This window comes from Halovulum dunhuangense (assembly GCF_013093415.1).
GTDB lineage: Bacteria > Pseudomonadota > Alphaproteobacteria > Rhodobacterales > Rhodobacteraceae > Halovulum > Halovulum dunhuangense.
This window is the reverse complement of sequence record NZ_JABFBC010000002.1, coordinates 274,183-294,311: the sequence shown is the minus strand read 5'-3', so window position 1 is coordinate 294,311 and position 20,129 is coordinate 274,183. Positions and strand designations below refer to the sequence as shown.

General features: G+C 71.5%; 19 protein-coding genes. 5 read left to right on the top strand and 14 right to left on the bottom strand.

Going from position 1 to position 20,129, the window contains the following annotated elements; all coding sequences use genetic code 11:
- Nucleotides 1–68: 68 nt before the first annotated feature.
- The 3 genes from HMH01_RS12110 to HMH01_RS12100 form a co-directional block, all read right to left on the bottom strand.
- Complete coding sequence (locus HMH01_RS12110; RefSeq protein ID WP_171325908.1) at nucleotides 69–3,434, bottom strand: error-prone DNA polymerase; 3,366 nt, start codon at nucleotides 3,432–3,434, stop codon at nucleotides 69–71.
- A gap of 172 nt (nucleotides 3,435–3,606) precedes the next feature.
- On the bottom strand, nucleotides 3,607–5,184 hold the full coding sequence (locus HMH01_RS12105; protein WP_171325906.1) for a Y-family DNA polymerase: 1,578 nt from the start codon (nucleotides 5,182–5,184) through the stop codon (nucleotides 3,607–3,609).
- Nucleotides 5,069–5,884 carry an ImuA family protein gene (locus HMH01_RS12100; protein WP_171325904.1) on the bottom strand — a complete coding sequence of 272 codons (816 nt, stop codon included), beginning with the start codon at nucleotides 5,882–5,884 and terminating at the stop codon, nucleotides 5,069–5,071. Before HMH01_RS12100 ends, HMH01_RS12105 begins: the two co-directional genes overlap by 116 nt.
- 145 nt (nucleotides 5,885–6,029) lie before the next feature.
- Between HMH01_RS12100 and HMH01_RS12095 the strand changes: the two genes are divergently transcribed.
- Entirely contained in the window at nucleotides 6,030–6,989 is a 960-nt protein-coding gene (locus HMH01_RS12095) for a 1-phosphofructokinase family hexose kinase (RefSeq protein WP_171325902.1), read from the top strand.
- On the opposite strand, the gene choV is transcribed toward HMH01_RS12095, so the two are convergent.
- The 4 genes from choV to HMH01_RS12075 form a co-directional block, all read right to left on the bottom strand.
- Complete coding sequence (choV, locus tag HMH01_RS12090) at nucleotides 6,986–8,128, bottom strand: choline ABC transporter ATP-binding protein (protein WP_171325900.1); 1,143 nt, start codon at nucleotides 8,126–8,128, stop codon at nucleotides 6,986–6,988. The two genes, HMH01_RS12095 and choV, sit on opposite strands and share 4 nt — an antisense overlap.
- Nucleotides 8,125–8,964: a choline ABC transporter permease subunit gene (gene choW / locus HMH01_RS12085; RefSeq protein ID WP_171326584.1), complete on the bottom strand. Its 840-nt coding sequence runs from the start codon at nucleotides 8,962–8,964 to the stop codon at nucleotides 8,125–8,127. The genes choV and choW overlap by 4 nt, the downstream gene beginning before the upstream one ends.
- A 59-nt stretch (nucleotides 8,965–9,023) precedes the next feature.
- Nucleotides 9,024–9,980 (bottom strand): choline ABC transporter substrate-binding protein, encoded by a 957-nt coding sequence (locus tag HMH01_RS12080; protein WP_171325898.1) that lies wholly within the window; start codon nucleotides 9,978–9,980, stop codon nucleotides 9,024–9,026.
- An 85-nt stretch (nucleotides 9,981–10,065) separates the two neighbouring features.
- Nucleotides 10,066–10,791, bottom strand: coding sequence for an endonuclease/exonuclease/phosphatase family protein (locus HMH01_RS12075; RefSeq protein WP_171325896.1), 726 nt, complete (start codon nucleotides 10,789–10,791; stop codon nucleotides 10,066–10,068).
- Between the two features lie 76 nt (nucleotides 10,792–10,867).
- Here HMH01_RS12075 and HMH01_RS12070 point away from each other — a divergent pair, with 76 nt between their 5' ends.
- From HMH01_RS12070 to HMH01_RS12060, 3 genes are all read left to right on the top strand, one after another.
- Nucleotides 10,868–11,509 carry a DUF2238 domain-containing protein gene (locus tag HMH01_RS12070; protein WP_171325894.1) on the top strand — a complete coding sequence of 214 codons (642 nt, stop codon included), beginning with the start codon at nucleotides 10,868–10,870 and terminating at the stop codon, nucleotides 11,507–11,509.
- 82 nt (nucleotides 11,510–11,591) lie between these two features.
- The gene (locus HMH01_RS12065; RefSeq protein WP_171325892.1) at nucleotides 11,592–12,329 is read left to right on the top strand and encodes an SDR family oxidoreductase; all 738 of its coding nucleotides are present in this window, start codon (nucleotides 11,592–11,594) and stop codon (nucleotides 12,327–12,329) included.
- Nucleotide 12,330: 1 nt separating this feature from the next.
- A complete protein-coding gene (locus HMH01_RS12060; RefSeq protein WP_171325891.1) occupies nucleotides 12,331–13,524 on the top strand; it encodes a TPM domain-containing protein in 1,194 nt (397 codons plus the stop codon).
- A gap of 1 nt (nucleotide 13,525) precedes the next feature.
- On the opposite strand, the gene HMH01_RS12055 is transcribed toward HMH01_RS12060, so the two are convergent.
- From HMH01_RS12055 to HMH01_RS12045, 3 genes are read right to left on the bottom strand one after another with little or no spacing between them, the layout of a single operon-like run.
- Nucleotides 13,526–14,416 (bottom strand): DMT family transporter, encoded by an 891-nt coding sequence (locus tag HMH01_RS12055; protein WP_171325889.1) that lies wholly within the window; start codon nucleotides 14,414–14,416, stop codon nucleotides 13,526–13,528.
- Nucleotides 14,413–14,841, bottom strand: coding sequence for an acyl-CoA thioesterase (locus HMH01_RS12050; RefSeq protein WP_171325887.1), 429 nt, complete (start codon nucleotides 14,839–14,841; stop codon nucleotides 14,413–14,415). The genes HMH01_RS12055 and HMH01_RS12050 overlap by 4 nt, the downstream gene beginning before the upstream one ends.
- 57 nt (nucleotides 14,842–14,898) lie before the next feature.
- Nucleotides 14,899–16,038, bottom strand: a complete 1,140-nt coding sequence (locus HMH01_RS12045; protein WP_171325885.1) for an NAD(P)/FAD-dependent oxidoreductase — start codon at nucleotides 16,036–16,038, stop codon at nucleotides 14,899–14,901.
- 119 nt (nucleotides 16,039–16,157) lie between these two features.
- Here HMH01_RS12045 and HMH01_RS12040 point away from each other — a divergent pair, with 119 nt between their 5' ends.
- A complete protein-coding gene (locus tag HMH01_RS12040; protein ID WP_171325884.1) occupies nucleotides 16,158–17,006 on the top strand; it encodes a fumarylacetoacetate hydrolase family protein in 849 nt (282 codons plus the stop codon).
- Nucleotides 17,007–17,009: 3 nt separating this feature from the next.
- Here the strand turns inward: HMH01_RS12040 and HMH01_RS12035 are convergent, their stop codons facing one another.
- Genes HMH01_RS12035 through HMH01_RS12020 form a run of 4 tightly spaced genes read right to left on the bottom strand, consistent with a single transcriptional unit; the run spans nucleotide 17,010 to nucleotide 20,064 of the window.
- A complete protein-coding gene (locus HMH01_RS12035; protein WP_171325882.1) occupies nucleotides 17,010–17,936 on the bottom strand; it encodes a 2-hydroxyacid dehydrogenase in 927 nt (308 codons plus the stop codon).
- A gap of 60 nt (nucleotides 17,937–17,996) precedes the next feature.
- A complete protein-coding gene (locus HMH01_RS12030; RefSeq protein ID WP_171325880.1) occupies nucleotides 17,997–18,797 on the bottom strand; it encodes a metal ABC transporter permease in 801 nt (266 codons plus the stop codon).
- The gene (locus HMH01_RS12025) at nucleotides 18,797–19,561 is read right to left on the bottom strand and encodes an ATP-binding cassette domain-containing protein (protein ID WP_171325878.1); all 765 of its coding nucleotides are present in this window, start codon (nucleotides 19,559–19,561) and stop codon (nucleotides 18,797–18,799) included. The genes HMH01_RS12030 and HMH01_RS12025 overlap by 1 nt, the downstream gene beginning before the upstream one ends.
- Nucleotides 19,558–20,064, bottom strand: coding sequence for a transcriptional repressor (locus HMH01_RS12020; protein WP_171325876.1), 507 nt, complete (start codon nucleotides 20,062–20,064; stop codon nucleotides 19,558–19,560). The genes HMH01_RS12025 and HMH01_RS12020 overlap by 4 nt, the downstream gene beginning before the upstream one ends.
- Between the last annotated feature and the right edge of the window lie 65 nt (nucleotides 20,065–20,129).

The following is a 20,129-nucleotide window of genomic DNA, read 5'->3' as shown; positions in this document are numbered from 1 at the left end:
CTTCCACTTTCTTCAAATATCCCCGCCGGAGGCATCCAGCAAAAGCCACGGGCGCGGCGCCCGGGCGTTCAGTGGAAGTTCCGCCCCCGCGGCAGCGCCGCCCGCGCCCGGGCCATGGTCTCGGCATCGCCGCGCAATTCGGGGGCCGCGGCCAGCAGCCGCGCCAGCGCCGAGCCCGCCTTGTGCCGCCCGCCGCGCGGGTCCTCCTCGACCGGGCGGCGCACCTCGTCGGCATTGGCAAGCGCCGCATGGCCCAGGTCGGCGGCGTCGATCTCCAGCAGCAGGGGCGTCAGGTCGCTCAGCGCATGGGCCACCACATGCACCACGCCGTCCTGCGCCTGCACCCGGCCGCGCACGCTGATGCAGCGCGCGCCCAGCACCAGCGCGCGGTGGGTCTCGAACACCTTCGGCCAGACGATGATGTTGGCGACCCCGGTCTCGTCCTCGATGGTCTCGAAGACGACGCCCTTCGCGGTGCCCGGGCGCTGGCGCACCAGCACCAGCCCCGCCACGTTCACCCAGGCGCCGCTTTTCATCCGCGCCAGCCGTTCGGTGCGGACATGGCGGCGGCGGTCCAGCTCGCGCCGCAGGAAGGACATCGGATGCGCCTTCAGCGAAAAGCGCAGCGCGCGGTAGTCGGTCATCACATGCTCGCCCAGCGGCATCGGCGGCAGGCGCAGCTCGGCCTCGTGCTGCAACTCGATGTCGCGCTCGGTGGCGAACAGCGGCAGCCGCTCGGCCGAGCCCACGGGGTCGAGCGCCTTGGCCGCCCACAGCGCCGCGCGCCGGTCGAGCCCCACCGAGCGGAAGGCATCCGCCTCGGCCAGCGCCTCGATCGCGGCGCGGCTCAGGCCAGAGCGCAGCCACAGGTCGCGCAGGCTGTCATAGCCGCGCCCGCGCCGCGCCATCAGCCGCGCGGCGTCGCCTTCGGCCAGCCCCTTGACGTGCCGCAGCCCCAGCCGCACGGCATGGGCGTTCTTCATCGTGCCGACAAGCTGCTGGTGCGCCATGGCCACCGGCTGGGGGGCTGCGTCCGGCTCCAGCGTGCAGTCCCAGTCGGAATGGTTGATGTCCACCTCGCGCAGTTCCACCCCGTGCTCGCGCGCGTCGCGGATCAGCTGCGCGGGCGCGTAGAAGCCCATCGGCTGCGAATTCAAGATCGCGGCGCAGAACACGTCGGGGTAATGCGCCTTCAGCCAGCAGGACGCATAGACCAGCAGCGCGAAGCTGGCGGCGTGGCTTTCGGGAAAGCCGTATTCGCCGAACCCCTCGATCTGGCGGAAGCAGTGCTCGGCGAAGTCGCGGTCATAGCCGTTCGCGACCATCCCCTCGACCATGCGCTTCTGGAAGCTGCCGATCGTGCCGACCCGGCGAAAGGTGGCCATGGCGCGGCGCAGCTTGTCGGCCTCTCCGGGCGGAAAGCCCGCCGCGACGATGGCGATGTTCATCGCCTGCTCCTGGAACAGCGGCACGCCCAGCGTCTTGCCCAGCACCTGGCGCAGCTCCTCCTTCGGGAACACCACCTCCTCCAGTCCCTGGCGGCGGCGCAGATAGGGGTGGACCATGTCGCCCTGGATCGGGCCGGGCCGCACGATCGCCACCTCGATCACCAGGTCGTAGTAGCAGCGCGGCTTCAGCCGCGGCAGCATGGTCATCTGCGCCCGGCTCTCGATCTGGAACACCCCCACCGTGTCGGCACGGCAGATCATGTCATAGGTCGCCGTGTCCCCGTCGGGGATCGAGGCGAGCGTTTCCCAGCGCTGGTAATGCCGCGCGAGCAGGTCGAGCGCCTTGCGCAGGCAACTCAGCATGCCCAGCGCCAGCACGTCGATCTTCAGCATGCCGAGGGACTCGAGGTCGTCCTTGTCCCATTCGACGATGGTGCGGTCCTCCATCGCCGCGTTCTCGATCGGCACCAGCGCCGACAGCCGGTCGCGGGTGATGACGAAGCCGCCGACATGCTGGCTCAGGTGGCGCGGAAAGCCCACGATCTGCTGCGCCAGGTCCAGCATCTGGCCCAGATGCGGGTCCGTGGGGTCCAGCCCTGCGCGGCGCGCATCCTCGGGGTCCACCTCCTTCGACCAGCTGCCCCACTTGGTGGCCGAGATGGCCGCGATCGCGTCGTCCGACAGGCCGAAGGCGCGGCCCACCTCGCGGATCGCGGACTTGGCGCGATAGGTGATGACGGTGGCGGCCAGCCCCGCGCGCGCGCGGCCGTACTTGGCATAGATGTACTGGATCACCTCCTCGCGGCGCTCATGCTCGAAATCCACGTCGATGTCGGGCGGCTCGCCACGTTCCTCCGAGATGAAGCGCTCGAAGAGCAGGTCCACCTTGTCCGGGTCCACCTCGGTGATGCCAAGCGCGTAGCACACGGCCGAGTTGGCGGCCGAGCCGCGGCCCTGGCACAGGATCCCGCGCGACCGGGCAAAGCGCACGATGTCGTAGACGGTCAGGAAATAGGGCGCGTAGTCGAGCCGGCGGATCAGGCCAAGCTCGTGCGCGACCGCCTTCTCCACCTTGCGCGGCACGCCCCCGGGCCAGCGGCGGCGCAGGCCCAGCGCGGTCAGCCGTTCAAGCGATTCCTGGGACGGCAGGGCCACGCCGCCCAGCTCGTCGAAGACCGGATCCTCGGGATACTGGTGGCGCAGCTCTTCCAGCGAGAAGCGCGCGCGGCGGAACAGGGTGCGGGCCGTGTCCAGCGCCTGCGGCCAGGCGCGGAACAGGCGCGCGGTTTCCGCCGGCGGGCGCAGGTGCCGCTCGGCGTTGGGCTCGAGCAGCGCACCGGCATCGGCCAGGCTGCGGTGGGTGCGGATGCAGGTCAGCACGTCCTGCAGCGGGCGGCGCTCGGGCACATGGTAAAGCGCGTCGCCCAGTGCCACCAGCGGCAGCCCGTGGCGCGCGGCGCGGGCGGCAAGCCCGGCCATGCGCCGCGCATCGCCCGGGCCCTGCAGCCGCGTCAGGCCCAGATGCGCCCGGTCCCCGCAGGCTGCGGCCAGGGCCGCAAGCGTCGCATCGAGCGGCCCGTCCGGGCGGGCGGGGGGCACCACGGTCAGCAGCAGGCCGCCCGCATGATCCAGCAGGTCGGCCAGCGTCAGGTGGCATTCGCCCTTGGGCGCGCGGCGCTTGCCCAGCGTCAAGAGCTCGCAGAGCGCGCCCCAGCCGCCCCGGTCCTCGGGATGGGCGATGATCTCGGGGCTGCCATCGGTGAAGCACAGCCGGCAGGCCGGGACATAGGCGATGCCGGCCTCCCTGGCCGCCATGTGGCCGCGCACCACGCCCGCGACCGAATTGCGGTCGGCGATGGCGATCCCGGCCAGACCCAGCGCCGCGGCCTGTCCCACCATCTCCTCGGGATGGGAGGCGCCGCGCAGGAAGGAGAAGTTCGAGGCGGCGGCCAGTTCCACCGGTCCGGGGGGCAGTTCGCGCCTCATCGACCGCCCCCCTGATGGGGCGCGCCGGGGCCGGGGCATCGAGCCCCCGCCCCGGCGGGGCATGCGCCGCATGCCCGTGCGGCACCCGCGGCGGTGGGACGGGGCGCCCCGCGCCCCCCGCCGCAAGGGGGGCTCGATGCCCCCCGCGCGGCGCGCCCCCTGATGGCCCGTCTCATGCGAAGACCCCGTGCATGTACCAGCGCGGGCGCACCGTCTCGCGGGCGTAAAGCCCATGGCGGAACATCCAGAAACGGTGCCCTTCGCGGGCCTCGACGCGGAAATAGTCCCGCGTCATCGCCCCGCGCCCGTCGCGCCACCATTCGCAGGCGATGCGCTCGGGCCCCTCGCTGCGGGCGACCTCGTAGCCGGTCCTGCGCCAGCGGAAGCGCAGCGGCGGGCCGTCGGGCACCTCGGCCAGCGCCTCCAGCGGTTCGGGCCGCGCCAGCAGCCACAGCGGCCGGGTCAGGGGCGGCACCGGCTGGCCCGCGGCCGGCCCGGTCGCGGGCGTGCCCGGCCGCAGCCTGCCCAGGGGCAACGTGCCGAAGGCGCGTTCGGGGATATGCGTCTCGGCGCCTGCAAAGCCGCGCACGCGCTCGGGCCCCAGCCGCGCGCCCAGCCGGTCGACCAGCGCCTGGAAGCCGTCCTCGGCGCGGCCGCCCGCGATCATGTCGCCCTGAACCCCACCGAAACGCTCGCTTTCCAGCACCGCGAGCTTCACCAGGTCGAAGCCGAAGCCGGCCTCGATTTCCTGCCGCAGCCCGGCGACCCGGTCGCGGAACAGCCCCGCGATGCGGCCTGGGTCGCGCAGGGGGCGCGCGGCGCTGACCGCCAGCCGCTCGACCGCGCCATCGACCCGGAACAGCCGCAGCTCCAGCCGCCTTGCGCCCAGGCCCCGCGCCTCGAGCAGGGGGGCCAGCGCCTCGGCCAGCAGCGCGGTTGCACGCGCGATGTCGTCCTGGTGCGAGATCGGATCGAAGAAGCGCCGCTCCGCCGCCAGGTCGGGTGCCGGGCGCAGCGGCGAGATCGCCTCCTCGGCCCGGCCCAGCGCCTGGTCGAGCCGGGTCAGCAGCCCCGCGCCGAAGCGGCGGGCCAGCGGCGCGCGGGGCAGATCGGCGATGCAGCCCACCGTGCGCAAGCCCACCCGCGCCAGGCCCGCTGCGATCGGCGGCGCGACCCTGAGGGCCGCCAGCGGCAGGGGGGCGAGGGCCGCCGCCTCTTCCCCGCTTGCAGCGATCCGCGGACCGCCGAAGCGCGCCAACGCCCAGGCAGCGCCCGGCGTGCCCGCCAGCGCCGCGCGCGTGTTCAGCCCCTGCGCGGTCAGCCGCGCCGTCACATCCTCCAGAAGCCCCGCCTCGCCGCCCAGCAGATGCGCGCAGCCGCTCACGTCCAGCATCAGCCCGTCCGGCGCCGACAACCCCGTGAGCGGCGTATAGCGCTCGCACCAGCCCGCGACCGCGGCCAGCAGCGCCCCGTCCGCCGGCGCGTCCATCGCCACCGCGTCCAGGTCGGGACGGATCGCGCGGGCATCGGCCAGCGTCTGGCCGACGTTCAGGCCCAGCGCCTCGGCGCCCGGCTCGAGTGCTGCGATGCGCAGCGCGTTCTGCACCATGTCGGTGACCGCGAGGGGCGGCGCCTCAGGGCGTCCGTCGGAGATCCACGACCTGCCCCATCTGGCCCGCGCGATCCGGTCGGTGGGCAGATGCGGGAAGGCGATCGAGAGGATCCTTCGGCGGCGTGTCGATGCGGCCATGGTCGAAAGCCCTGCGCTTGGGGTTCCAGATGACCGGCCAGTCCCCAGTCTGGCCGGTGCGGCTGCGTTCCAGGATCAGGCGGTGCTGCGGCAGCCCGAGCCCTTCGGGAAACTCGGGATCGGGGGGCGAGGGCAGCGGCGCCACGCGCCAGCGGGTCAGGGCCGCGCCCGCCTCGGCCACGCCGCTCTGGCGCAGGACCAGCACGGTGACGCCGCTTTCCTGCGCCCGCAGCATCAGCCGCCGCCCCGCCACCCGGTCGAAAAGGGGTGGGTTGCCGTGAAGATGCAGCACCACCGCCGCCAGATCGGTGCAGCGCGCGCCTTCCTCGGCGGCCCAGAGGGCGGATTTCACGTCCACCGGGTGCACCAGCGTCAGCCGCGACGGGTCGAGCCCGTATTGCGCGATCCCGTCCGGGCAGGGCAGGCCCGCGTCCCGCGCCGTGGCGGGATCGCTGATCCAGAGCACCCGGTCGCGCCCGCTGCGGGCGCAGAGCCCGGCCAGCAGGGCCACGACCAGCCCCGTGGCCGCGCCGATGTCGCGCGCCTCCGCCGCGCGGATCTCGTGCAGGGCGCCCAGCGCGAGCCCGCCCTCCAGCCGGGCGTCGGGCGCGGGCAGGCCCAGCCCCAGGCGCGTGACGCCGCGTCCGGGACGGGGGGAAAGTGACAGCCGGTCAAGCAGGCTGGCGGCATCGGAATGCATGGCGCGGCCTTTCGGATGAGTCGAAATGTTCCTGTTATGTTCTCAATAATGCGCCTCGAAGGCGGGGAGTCAAGCGTGCCCACAGGCCGGTCCGCACCGCGCGAGGGGGCTGGGACAGCCCGCCATCTGCGCCTAGACTGGCGCCATGACCCAGACCTGGACCCGCATCCTGACCGTGACCCTGAATCCCGCGCTCGACGTCGCGGCCGAGACGCCGGAACTGCGCCCCGACGAGAAGCTGCGCTGCTCGCTTCCGCGCAACGAGCCGGGCGGCGGCGGGGTGAATGTCGCGCGGGCCGTCACCTATCTGGGGGGGCGGGCCGAAGCGATGGTGGCGCTGGGTGGCCCCGTTGGCGCGGTGATGCGCGCCATGATCGAGGCCGAGGGCATCACCGTGCACGACCTCGGCGTCGGGCATCCCACGCGCCAGACCCTGAACGTGACCGAGGGCCGGACCGGGCGCCAGTACCGTTTCATGCTGCCGGGCCCGGAATGGACCGGGGCCGATTGCGTTGCCGCCGCCGCCGCGATCCTGGGGCAGGTCCGGGCGGGCGACCTGGTGGTGGCCTCGGGTTCGCTGCCGCCGGGGGTGCCGCCGGATTTCTTTCCTGCGCTGGCGGGCGATCTTGCGGCGCGCGGCGCGGGGCTTGTGGTCGACACTTCCGGCCCCGCGCTGGCCCGGGCCGCGCGCGGCGGCGCATCGCCGCTCGTGGCGCTTCGCATGAACCGGGTCGAGGCCGAGGCCCTTGCCGCACGCCCGCTTGCCAGCGTTGCCGATGCCGCCGACCTGGCGTCGGCCTTGGTCCTGCGCGGCGCGGCGCGGATCGTCGCCATCGCCTATGGCGCCGAGGGCACGATCGTGGCCGAAGCCGGGGGCCGCTGGCTCTGCCATGCCCCGGACGTGGAGGTGGTCAGCCGCGTCGGCGCAGGCGACAGCTTCGTTGCGGGTTTCGTGCTGGCCCTGTCGCGGGGCGCTACCACGCCCGATGCCTGCGCGCTGGGCGTGGCGGCGGCGACGTCCGCCGTGACCACGTCGGGCACGCGGCTGTGCGAGAGGGGCGCGACCGAAGGCTATCTCGCGGCGGTGGCGATCACGGCCATCTAGGTGCCCGGGGCGTCTGCCCCGTGATCTGGCCCGTGATCTGGCCCGTGATCTGGCCCGCGATCTGGCCCGCGATCTGCCCCGCCGTCTGTCCCGTCAGTGCCGCGCCCGTTCCCCAGATCGAGCAGCGCCCGCAGGCTGCCCTCGCGGGTGATGCGGCCGATGGGAGCGCCGTTCTCGATCACGGCCAGCGGGCCGGGATGGCCGATCTGGCGGCGCAGGATCTCCTTGACCGGGGTGTCGGGCGCGATGCCCGGCGCGTCGGGCGGCAGGTCGCCCGGTGGCTCCATGATCTCGCGGGCGCGCAGCACGCCGAGCGGGTTCATGTGGGCGACGAAATCGGCGACGTAATCCGTCTTTGGCGCCAGCACGATCTCCTGCGGGGTGCCGGTCTGGACGATGCGCCCTTCCTCCATGATGGCGATGCGGCTGCCCAGCTTCATCGCCTCGTCGAGATCGTGGCTCACGAACAGGATCGTGCGCCCCATGCGCTGCTGGAAGCCCAGCAACTCGTCCTGAAGCCGGTTGCGGATCAGCGGATCGAGTGCCGAGAACGGCTCGTCCATCAGAAGGATCGGCGCCTCGGTCGCGAAGGCCCGCGCCAGCCCCACGCGCTGCTGCATGCCGCCCGAAAGTTCCTGCACCCGGCAGTTGCCCCAGCCCGACAGGCCCACCAGTTCCAGCTGCGCCTCGGCCCGGCGGTTCCGTTCGGCGACTGGGACGCCCGACAGTTCCAGCCCGAAGGCCACGTTGTCGCGCACCGTCCGCCAGGGCAGCAGGCCGAACTGCTGGAACACCATGGCGACCTGCGTCGTGCGCAGCCGCCGCAGGGTGCGGGCATCGGCGCGGGTGACATCGAGATGTGCGTGCCCGTCCCAGACCCGCACCTCGCCGCGGGTCACCCGGTTCAGCCCGTTGACCGCGCGGATCAGGCTGGACTTGCCAGACCCCGAAAGGCCCATCAGCACCACGATCTCGCCTTCCGCGACCGAAAGCGAGCAGTCGTGCACGCCGGGGATCTGCCCGGTGGCGGCGCGGATCTCGGCCCGGTCGCGGCCCGCATCCATCAGTGGCAGCGCGCGGTCGGGCGCGTCGCCGAAGGCGATCGACACGCGGTCGAGCGCGATCATGTCCCGGCTCATGTGCCGGCCCCGGGCTTGCGGAACAGCCGGTCGAGGATGATGGCCACCAGCACGATCGCGACGCCCACCTCGAAGCCGCGCCCGATATTGACCTGGTTCAGCGCCCGCAGCGTCGGCACGCCCAGCCCGTCGGCGCCGACAAGGGCGGCGATCACCACCATGGACAGCGACAGCATTATGGTCTGCGTCAGCCCGGCCATGATCTGCGGCATGGCGTAGGGCAGCTGCACCCGCAGCAGAAGCTGGGTCCGCGTCGCGCCGAAGGCTTCCCCGGCCTCGACCAGCGCCTTCGGGGTAGATGTGATGCCCAGATGGGTCAGCCGGATCGGCGCCGGGATGGCAAATATCACGGTGGCGATCAGACCGGGAACCATGCCCAGCCCGAACAGCACCAGCGCCGGGATCAGGTAGACGAAGGTGGGGATCGTCTGCATCAGGTCGAGCACCGGCCGCAGCAGCGCGAACAGCCAGCGGCGGCGGGCCGCCAGGATGCCTATGGGCACCCCCAGCCCCATGCAGATCGCCGTCGAGGACAGGACCAGCGCCAGCGTCTCGGTCGTCTCTTCCCAGTAGCCCTGGTTGATGATCAGCAAGAGGCCCAGCAGCGTGAAGGCGGTAAAGGCGGTCGAGCGGCGCAGATACCAGGCCAGCGCCGCCACCAGCGCCACGACCACCAGCGGCGGTGGCGCCTGAAGCACCCAGAGCACCGCGCCGATCATCCCGCGCAGCAGCACCGCAAGACCGTCGAAGAACCAGGACGCGTTCAACGTGAGCCAGTCCACCCCGGCCTCGGCCCAGCGGCCGAGCGGGATCTTGTTGCTCTCGATCCAGTCGATCATCGGGGGCGCGCCCTCGGATCAGCGGCGGCGGGGGCGATGGGCCCCCGCAACGGCGTTCAAAGCCCGAGGCTTGCGCGGACCGCGGCCAGCCCGTCGCCGCCGTCGCGGGTGGTGACGCCGTCGAGCCAGGTCTCCAGCACAGCCGGGTTTTCGCCCAGCCAGGCGGTGGCCGCGTCTTCGGCTTCCTGCCCGTCGTTCAGGATCGCGCCCATCACCTCGTTCTCCATCTCCAGGCTGAAGACCAGGTTCTGCAGCAGCCGGCCGACATTCGGGCAGGCCTCGACATAGCCGGCGCGGGTGTTGGTCAGCACCGTGGCGCCGCCCAGGTCGGGGCCGAACCAGTCGTCGCCGCCGGTCAGGTAGACCATCTCCAGGTTGGCGTTCATCGGATGCGGCTCCCAGCCCAGGAACACGATCCCGTCGCCCTGGCGCGCGGCGCGTTCGGCCTGCGCCAGCATCCCCTGTTCAGAACTTTCCACCAGCTCGAAGCCCGACAGCCCGAAGGCGTCGGCCTCGATCATCTCGAGGATCAGGCGGTTGCCGTCATTGCCCGGCTCGATCCCGTAGATGCGCCCGTCGAGCTGGTCGCGGAATTCGGCGATGTCGGCGAAATCGTTAAGGCCCTGGTCGGCCAGCATCTTGCTGACCGCCAGCGTGTACTTGGCGCCGGTCAGGTTCTCGCGCACGGTGTCCACGGTACCCGCCTCGCGGTAGGGGGCGATGTCGGCCTCCATCGTGGGCATCCAGTTGCCCAGGAAAACGTCGATGTCGTTGTTGGCAAGCGACGCATAGGTCACCGGCACCGACAGCAGCTTGACGTCGGTCTCGTAGCCCAGCCCCTCGAGCACGGTCGTGGTCAGGGCGGTGGTGGCGGTGATGTCGGTCCAGCCCACATCCGAGAAGCGCACCGTGCCGCAGGCGGCGTCCTCCTGCGCGTGGGCGGCGGTGGCGGCGACCAGCAGCGCGGCTGAAACGGCGGCCGAGGCGAGCGTTGCGACGAGAGGTCTGGACATGGCTTCCCCTGTTGTTGTTGGTTTTTCGGTGGCGCGGACCCTAGCATCCGGGGGGCTGACCGCAACCCCGAAGCGGCAGAACGTCTCAGACCGCGATATCCGCCCAGATCGGCAGATGGTCCGAGGCGCGCGGCGCGGGACCGTCGCGGTGCACGCCATGGGCGGTCAGCGTGACGCCCGGCCCGGTCACGATCCGGTCGAGCGGGGCCAGCGGCCGGGCGGCGTGAAAGCTGTGGCCGGGGGCGTGCACGGCAAAGCCGGGGCCGAGGGCCGCGAAATCCTCGGCGCCGCCCCAGCTGTTGAAATCGCCCATGATGATCGTGGGCCGCGGATCGCGCAGCGCCAGGTCCGCGGCGATCGCCATGATCTGCCGCCGGCGGTCGCGCCTGCGCAGGCCCAGATGCACGCCGACGATGCGCAGCCCGCGCCCACGCAGGCGGATATCCGCGACCAGCGCGCCGCGCGGTTCCAGCGCGGGCAGGTGCAGGGGGGCCAGTTCCTCGATCTCTGCCTCGGGGCGCAACAGGATCGCGTTGCCGTGAAAGCCCAGGCTGACGCCGCCCGCGGCATGGCCGGGCAGGGCATGCCAGCCGGCCCGGGCCACCATGTCGTGCGGCAGTGCCGCGCGGCGGGGCCCGAGGCGGCGGTCGGCTTCCTGAAGGGCGATCACGTCCGCCCCCAGCGCGTCGATCACCTCCATCACCCGCGCGGGCCGGCGGCGCCAGTCGAGACCGACGCATTTGCGGATGTTGTAGCTGGCGATCCGCAGCGCGGCGGCCGCGACAAGCGACGGGGTGGGGGCCTGGCTCATGGCGCCAATATGGGGGCGGGTCGCGCAATTGTCATCGGGGCTTGAAGCGCCGCTTCCGATGCACGACCTCTTTCCCATGAGACCCGGGCTTGCCGACCCCATCCGTATCGTCCAGCTGATCTACGCCGTTCTGGCCGTGGAACTGGTCGTCGCATTGATCGAGAGCCGCTGGTCGCTGGCCTTCATCGCGATGGCCACGATGGGGCTTGCGGCGATCCCGCACCGGCTGGCCAGCCGCTTCGCGATCCGCCTGCCCACCAGCTTCATCGCCGCGATCACCGTCTTCGTCTTCGCCACGATCTTCCTGGGCGAGGCGCTGGATTTCTACAACCGCTACTGGTGGTGGGACGTGGCGCTGCATGGCGGGTCCGCCATCGGCTTCGGTCTGGTGGGCTTCCTGTTCGCCTTCATGCTGTTCGAGGGCGACCGCTATGCCGCGCCGCCCTGGGCGATCGGGGTGATCGCCTTCTGCTTCGCCGTCTCGATCGGCGTCATGTGGGAGATCTTCGAGTTCGCGATGGACAGTTTCTTCGGGCTGAACATGCAGAAATCGGGCCTGCCCGACACCATGGGCGACCTGATCGTCGACGTGATCGGCGCGGCCATCGGCGGGCTGGCGGGGTTCCTCTATCTCAAGCGGCTGCAATTCGGCGGGCTGACCGCGATGATCGAGGGGTTCGTCCGCGCCAACCGCGACTGGTTCCGCAAGTACCGCTGAGGCGGGGGCAGCCGCCGCTTGCCCCATGCGCCCCACCGCCTATAGTCGCGTCGGATTTCGCAAGCGGGAAGGAAGACGACGCATGGGCAGGACGGCGGTTGTGACGGGCGCGGGCTCGGGGCTGGGAATGGCGGTGACGCGGCTTTTCCTCGAAAAGGGCTGGAACGTCGCGCTTCTGGGGCGCCGGGCCGCGGCCCTCGAAGAGGTGGCTGCGGGCCATGCCAACGCGCTCTGCCTGCCCTGCGACGTGTCGCAGGAAGCCCAGGTCGACGAAGCCTTCGCCGCCGCGGCCGGGCGCTTCGGGCGGGTCGACATGCTCTTCAACAACGCCGGCAACAACGTGGCCCCCCGCCCCATCGACGAGATCCCGGTCGCGGACTGGCTCAAGGTGCTGAACGTCAACCTGCACGGCGCTTTCCTCTGCGCGCGGGCAGCCTTCCGGCAGATGCGGGCGCAGGATCCGCAGGGCGGGCGGATCATCAACAACGGCTCGATCTCGGCCCATGCGCCGCGGCCCATGTCGGTGCCCTACACCACGACGAAACACGCGATCACCGGCCTGACCAGGACGCTCAGCCTGGACGGGCGGCGCTTCAACATCGCCTGCGGGCAGATCGACATCGGCAACGCCCTGACCGAGATGGCCATGCCCATGACAAAGGGCGTGATGCAGGCCGACGGCACGATCCGGGCCGAGGCGACGATGGACCCCGGGCATGTGGCAAGCTCGGTGCTCTACATGGCCGAGTTGCCGCTGGAAGCGAATGTGCAGTTCATGACGGTGATGGCGACCGCCATGCCCTTCGTGGGGCGCGGCTGAGATGCCGCCCGGCCTGCCGCGCTGGATCCTTCTGGCGCTGGCGGGTCTTGTCGCGCTGGGGCTTGGCCTTGGCTACACCGTCGGCCGGCTGAACGCGCCCGCGCCCGTGGTGCAGCCGGGCGTCGCGCGGGCCCCGGCGGAACTGGACCCGCCGGGCAGCGCCACGGGCCCGCTGGGCCAGCGCGCGGGCGACCTGCCGGGCTGGGAGGATCTGTACGTCAACGATTACGCGGACCTTCTGGACCCGGAGGCCGAGGCGCGGGTGCGCGGGCAGCTCGAGGAGCTGTATGATGCCACCGGCATCGAGATGACGCTGCTCACCATCGAAAGCCGCATCGCCTATGGCAACCGCTCCACCAACGAGGAATTCGCCACCGCGCTGTTCAACGACTGGGGCATCGGTGATGCGACCCGCAACGACGGGGTGCTGATCCTCGTCTCCGAACGCGACCGCGAGATGCGGATCGAACTTGGCGCCGGCTACGGCTTTTCCCGCGACGCGGACATGGCGCGCGTGATCGACACGGAGTTCCTGCCCCTTTTCGTGCGCGAGCGCTACCAGGACGGCATCCTTGTCGGCGTCGAGGCGACCATCCGCGAGATCGCGGGCGCAGGCCCCGGCGAATACGCGCAGGGCACGGTTCAACGCGGCCTGGGCACGATCTGGCGCTTTCTCGGGGACATGGTTTCCCGCATGGGCGAATGGGCCCTTGCGCTGCTGGTGCTGCCGGCCTGGGGCGCGGCCAGCGCCTGGCGCGCCTGGCGGCGCCATCGCCCGCGCGACTGCCCCGATTGCGGCCGCGCGATGGTCCGGCAAAGCGACGAGGCGCTGGACGACCAGCATCTGAGCGGCGGCCAGCGGCTGGAGGAATTCCTCGCCTCGGTCGACTACGACGTCTGGGAATGCCCGGGCTGCACGCATATGGAAATCACGCGCTGGCCGCGCATCTTCTCGGGTCACGGCACATGCAAGGCCTGCGGCTTCCGCACGCTCGGCTCGACCACGACCGTTCTTGAAAGCGCCACGAAAAGCCGCGAGGGCCGCAAGCGGATCGACTATGCCTGCGAACAATGCGGCCACGCCTTCACCGAGGAACGCAGCATCCCGCGCCTGTCGGACAGTTCCTCGGGCTCGGGCCGGTCCTCCTTCGGTGGCGGGCGATCCTCCGGCGGCGGGGCCAGCGGCAGCTGGTAGCTCAGCGCCGGGGCGAAAGCCTGCGCTCGCGCCGCCAGATGTAGAGGCCTGCGCCGATTATGATGGCCGCGCCCAGCAGCGTGGCCGCGGTCGGCACGTTGCCGAAAATCACGAAGCTGATGGCGGTCGCGTAGAAGATCTGGCTGTAGAGCACCGGCGCCAGCATCGACGCCTCGGCCAGGCGGTAGGCGTGGGTCAGAAGCGCGTGGCTTGCAAAACCCGCAACGCCCAGCCCCGCCAGCAGCAGGAAATGCGCTGCCGTCTCGGGCGGCACCCAGGCCACCAGCGCGGGCGGGATCAGCACCACCGTGGCAAGCCCCGCGCCGTAGAACTGCGAGGTGGCGTTGGTATCCGCGCCCGCCACCATCCGGGTCAGGACCAGGTAGACGGAACTCGAGACCATCGAGATCACGCTCAGGATCATCGCCGGGTGGAACCCCGCGCCCCAGGGCTGGGTGATGACCAGCACCCCCAGAAAGCCGGCCGCGATCGCCGCCAGCCGGCGCGGGCCGATCCGCTCGCCCAGCATCGGCACCGACAGCAGCGCCACCACCATGGGTGTGGCGAAGAAGATCGAGATGGTCACGGGCAGCGGCAGGTACTTCACCGCGATGAAGTTCAGCAGCGTGCCCGTGAAAAGCGCGAGGCTGCGCGCCGCCTGCAACCCGCGATGGCGCGCGCGCAGGATGTCGCGCCCCTCGGAGGGCAGGAAGAACACCAGCACCGCTAGGAAGTGGAACGCGTAGCGCAGGAACACCACCTGGATCGGCGGATAGCCTGCGCCCACCAGCCACTTGGCCGTCGCGTCCATCGCGGTGAAGATCAGGTAGACCACGAGCGCGATGGCGATGGCCGGGCCCAGCCGGTTCTCGCGCGGGCGGGGCAGGCTCATGCGGCGGGGCCTGCCAGATGGGGCTCGAGCCGGGCGCGGATATCATCGGGGATCGGCACCGCGCGCCGGGTCCGCAGGTCCATCAGCGCCGAGCGCAGCCTTGCGTCGAACACCGGGCGGGCATCGAGGCCTGCGGTCATGCGGTGGCGGAACAGCACCGACCGGTTGCCGATTTCCAGCACCGACATGAACAGCGCCAGCGTCTCGCCCACCCGCACCTCGGACCGGAAATCGCATTCGGCATGCACGGCGGCAAACGAGATCTGCCGCCCGTCGCGGATATCCGCATGGTCAAGGCCCAGCAGCGCCTGGAAGGCGAACACGCCGTCGCCGCAGATGCCCATGTAGCGGCCCACGTTCATGTGCCCCAGATGGTCGATGTCGGCGGTGGTGACGATGGCGCGGTAAACCTCGGTCTCGGTCATTCTGTCCTCTCGGGCGGTTGGCCCATCTGTCGCAGCCCCGGCAGTCAAGGCAAGGGCTCATGGGCCGCGCGTCTCGGCAAGCAGCGGGTCGGTGCCGCCCGTGACCAGCACCGCACCGAGCCGGCCCAGCTCGTCCGAGGACTTGGCCGCCGCCCCGCAGCCGCCCGTGGCCACCGCGATCCGGGGCGAAAGCCGGTCGATCACCGGATGTCCCGATTGCGTGTAGACCACCGTGCAGGCATCCATCCCCACGCTGCGGATCGCCAGCCCCGGCATCAGGCGGCGGATCATCGCCTCCAGGTGGTCGCGCACCTCTGCCCGCCCGCCCGAGCGGTACCAGTCGCCGATCCCGGCCGGGTCGTGCAGCACGATGTCGTCGGGATCGCCACCCAGTTTCAGGTAGAGCCGCCCGTCGGGATAGCGGATCGGGGGCAGCAGATAGGGCTCGGCCCCGTCGCCCAGCCGGAACACGAGGCAGGGCATGCCTTCCAGCCGCGCGGCTTCCTCCTCGGACACCTCGAACAGGGCCACGGTGCGCGCAAAGACCCGCTGGCCCGGCGCGCGGGGGGCGACGTGGTCGGTCATCGCGCCGGTGGCGATCAGCGCGGCATCGGCCTCGATCTCTCCCCCCTGGGTGTGGACGCGCACGCCTTGGGGCGTCTCCGACAGGCCCGTCGCGATCTGCGGGACAAGCCGCGCGCCACCGTTCCGGGCGGCGGTGATCTGGGCCGCGACCAGCTTTCTCGGGTCGATGTGACCGGCGCCCCCCGCTTCGTGCAGCGCGGCAAAGCCCGCGGGAAAGGCGAAGCAGGGAAAGGCCACCGCCAGATCCGCACCGGGATACGCAGTTGCCTCAAGCCCGAGTTCCGCCGTGACCCGTGCGGCATCGCGCATGAAATCGCTGTCCGCCGGTCCCGCCAGCATCGTGCCGCAGGGCGTATGGAACGGCTGCCCCCCCTGGCGCGCGATCTCCTCGTAGCGCGCGATCGAGGCCGCGGCGACCCGTGCCCAGAACGGATCCGTCGCCAGCCGCCGCGTGATGCGCCCGGCGTCGTAATGGCTGGAGAACACGCCGCGATGGCTGCGCTTGTCGGCGGGCTCGCCGGGGCCGATCAGCGTCACTTCGTGGCCCATCGCCACCAGGTGCCGCGCCGCCGCCGCCCCGATCATCCCCGCCCCGATCACCGCGACGTGCATTCCTGCCCCCCGTTTCCCTCTTAGCCTGCTGGCGCAAGCGGCCGCCTCGCGATAGGAACACCCCCGCAAAGGGGAAATCAAGCGGGCCCGACGCGGCCCGGCAACGGGAGGAGAGAGCGATGAAATTCCTGCGTTTCGGTGACAAGGGGCAAGAACGGCCCGGCTGTCTGGACGCGTCCGGGCGGGTGCGCGACCTGTCGGGCGTGGCCGCCGATTTCGGCGGCGAGGGCGTCGCGATCACGGCGCTTGACCGCCTGCGCGCAATCGACCCCGAGACGCTGCCGCTTGCGCCCGAGGGCGCGCGCATCGGCTGCGCGCTCGCCTTCGTGCCGAACTTCTGGGCGGTGGGCCTGAACTATGCCCGCCACGCGCAGGAGGCGGGCATGGCGATCCCGCAGGAGCCGATCCTCTTCACCAAGGCGACCGGATGCCTGTCCGGGCCCCATGACCCGGTGATCCTGCCGAAGGACAGCGTCAAGAGCGACTGGGAAGTGGAGCTTGGCATCGTCATCGGCCGCGACGCCTATCATGTCACCGAGACCGAGGCGCCGGGCTGCGTGTCGGCCTATTGCCTGATCAACGACGTATCCGAGCGCGAATTCCAGATCGAGCGGGGCGGCCAGTGGGTCAAGGGCAAGTCCGCGCCCACCTTCGGCCCGGTCGGCCCGTGGCTGGTCACGCCGGACGAGCTGGGCGACCCGCAGGCGATCCCGCTCGGCATGTCGCTGAACGGCGCCGTGCAGCAGGACAGCAGCACCGCCGACATGATCTTCGGCGTGGCGCAGATCGTGTCCTACATGTCGCGCTTCATCGCCCTCAGGCCCGGCGACATCATCGCCACCGGCACGCCCGAAGGCGTGGGCATGGGCCAGAAGCCGCAGCGCTTCCTGCGGCCCGGCGACGTGATGGAACTGTGGGCCGAAGGGCTGGGCCGCCAGCGCCAGGAGGTCGTGGCCTTTCCCGGCTGAGGGTCAGACCACCCGGCCCGGCAGGGGGCGTCCCTCGAAGAAGGCGCGGATGTTCTCGCGCTGAAGCGCCCCCATCGCCGCCCGCGTCTCGACCGTGCCCGAGGCGTGGTGCGGCTGCATCAAGACGTTCGGCAACGCCGCCAGCCGCGGGTCGGGCGCGGGCTCGCTGGCGAACACGTCAAGGGCGGCGGCGGCGATCCTGCGGTCGGCAAGGGCCGCGATCAGCGCCTCCTCGTCCACGACCGAGCCGCGGGCGATGTTGACCAGCGTCCCCTCCGGGCCCAGCGCGTCCAGCACCTCGGCCGACACCATCCCGGCGGTGTCCGGCCCGCCGGCCACGGCCAGCACGAGGAAATCCACCTCGCGCGCCAGCGACAGCGCGCTGTCGTGCCGTTGCCAGCCCGCCGGCGTCTTCTTCGGGGTGCGGGACCAGTAGTGGATCGGCATGTCGAAGGCCGACAGCCGATTGGCGATGGCCCGCCCGATCCGGCCCAGCCCCAGGATGCCCGCGGGCTTGCCCGACACCTTGCGCAGCAGCGGAAACGCGCCCTGCCGCGCCCAGTCCCCGCCCCGCACCCATTCATCCGCCTGCGGGATGCGCCGGGCGCTGGCCAGCAGCATGCCCACCGCCAGGTCCGCCACGTCGTCGTTCAGCACGTCGGGCGTGTTGGCGACCGCGATCCCGCGGGCCCTGGCCGCCTCTAGGTCGACATGGTCATGGCCCACCCCGAAAAGCGCGATCAGTTCCAGCGCCGGCAGCGCGTCCATCTCGGCCGCCCCGAAAGGCTTCATCGAGCGGTAGGCGACGGCGCGGATGCTTGCTGCGACCCCGTCCGCGGGCGTTCCCTTGTGGATCGTGCAGAGCGCGGCAAGTGCTTCGGTATCGGCCTCGGAATAGGGGCCGACCATCAGGAGATCGGGTTTCGTCATGGGCAGGATCCTTGCGTTCTGCCCTGCCTCTAGCGGGCAGGGGCCACGAAGGAAAGCCCGTCAGCCATGCCGCCCCAGCAGCGGCCGCAGCAGCAGCGAGCCCAGCACGAAGGCCACCACCGCAAGCACCACGATCGAGGGCCCCGCGGGCGTGTCGAGCCGCGCCGACATCTGGAGACCACCCACCGCCGACAGCGCCGCGATGCCGGTCGCGCCCAGCGCCATCGCCTCGGGCGTGCGCGCGACGGACCGCGCGGCGGCCGCCGGTATGATCAGCATGGCGGTGATCAGCAGCGCCCCCACCACCTTCAGCGCGACGGCGACCAGGCCGGCCAGCGCCAGCGTCATCAGAAGCTGCTCGCGCCGCGGGTCGATCCCGCGCGAAACCGCCAGATCCGCGTTGAGCGTCGCCAGCAGAAGATGCGGCCAGCGCCAGATGAGCAGCGCCAGCACCGCAAGCGCGCCCGACCAGATCACCGCCAGGTCAATCCGCCCCACGGCCAGGATATCCCCGAAGAGATAGGCCATCAGGTCCACCCTGACCCCGGGCAGGAACGACACCGCGATCAACCCCGCCGCCAGCCCGCCATGCGCGGCCACGCCCAGCAGCGTGTCCACCGCCCAACCGCGCCCCGACAGCGCGCTGATCGCCAGCGCCATGCCGGCCACGGTGATCGCGACACCCAGGAAAAGCGAGATCGAAAAGGCCAGCGACAGCGCCACGCCCAGGATCGCCGCATGGGCGGCGGCATCGCCGAAATAGGCCATGCGCCGCCAGACCACGAAGCAGCCCAGCGGACCGGCCACCAGTGCCACGGCCAGCCCGGCCAGCGTCGCGCGCAGCAGGAAATCGTCCAGCATCAGGCGGCCCCTTCCGTCTGGGGCGCGTGGACATGCCCGTGGCCGTGGTCGCGATCATGGCTGTGGTCGTGCTCGTGGCGATAGAGCGCCAGCGCCCCCTCGGTGCCCAGGCCGAACAGCGCGCGGTAGGCGGGCGCGCTGGACACGACCGTCGGCGTCCCCTCGCAGCAGATATGGCCGTTCAGGCAGATCACCCGGTCGGACGCGCTCATCACGACGTGCAGGTCGTGGCTGATCATCAGCACCGCGCAGCCCATCTCGTGGCGCACCTCCTCGATCAGGCGGTAGAATGCGGCGACACCGGGCTGGTCCAGACCCTGCGTCGCCTCGTCCAGCGCCAGGATGTCGGGGCGCATCAGCAGCGCCTTGGCCAGCAGCACGCGCTGGAACTCGCCCCCCGAAAGCGCGCTCATCTGCCTCTCCTCGCGGCCCTCGACGCCGACGCGGGCCAGCATCGCCGCGCGGTCGCCTGGGCTGGTGCGCTCCCCCAGCGACAGGAAGCGGCCCACGGTGATCGGCAGGCTGTGGTCGATCGCCAGCCTCTGCGGGACATAGCCTATCCGAAGCCCGCGCTTGCGCGTGATCCGCCCCTTGCGCGGGCGGTCGGCCCCGATCAGCAGCCGCATCAGCGTGGACTTGCCCGACCCGTTCGGCCCCACCACCGTGACGATCTCGTTTGGCGCTATGGCCAGCGAGACATGCGACAGCACCGGGTCGCCGCCATAGCCGTGGCTGACGTCCCGCGCCTCGATCAGCGCGCTCATGGCCGGGTCTCGCGGCAGGCGGGGCACAGGCCCTCGGCCTCGACCACGGTGCGCTCGATGGCGAAACCGGCGGCGCGGGCCGCGTCGCCCAGCATCCCCGAGGCCGCCTCGCGCGGGGCTTCGGCCACCGTCTCGCAGTTGCGGCAGATCATGAAGGCGGCGTCGTGATCGGCTTCGGGGTGGACGCAGGCGATGAAGGCGTTGAGCCGCTCGATCCGGTGCGCGAAGCCGTTGCCCACAAGGAAGTCCAGCGCCCGATAGGCGACGGGCGGCTGCGCCGCCATCCCCTCGGCCCGCAGCCGGTCGAGGATCTCGTAGGCGCCCATCGCGCGGTGCTGCTCGAGCAGGATCTCCATGACCCGGGCCCGCGCGGGCGTCAGGCGCAGGCCGCGGGCGCGGCACGCCGCCTCGACGGCACTCAGCGCGGTGCGGGTGCAGCGGGCGTGGTCGTGCTTGCGAAAGGCGACCGGAGAGGTCGTGGCAGCGGGATCTGGATGGCGCATGGGGATCACTTTGTTACTTTGTAACAGATAGCCGCCCCGAGGCGCCCCCGCAAGGCCGGGTTTCG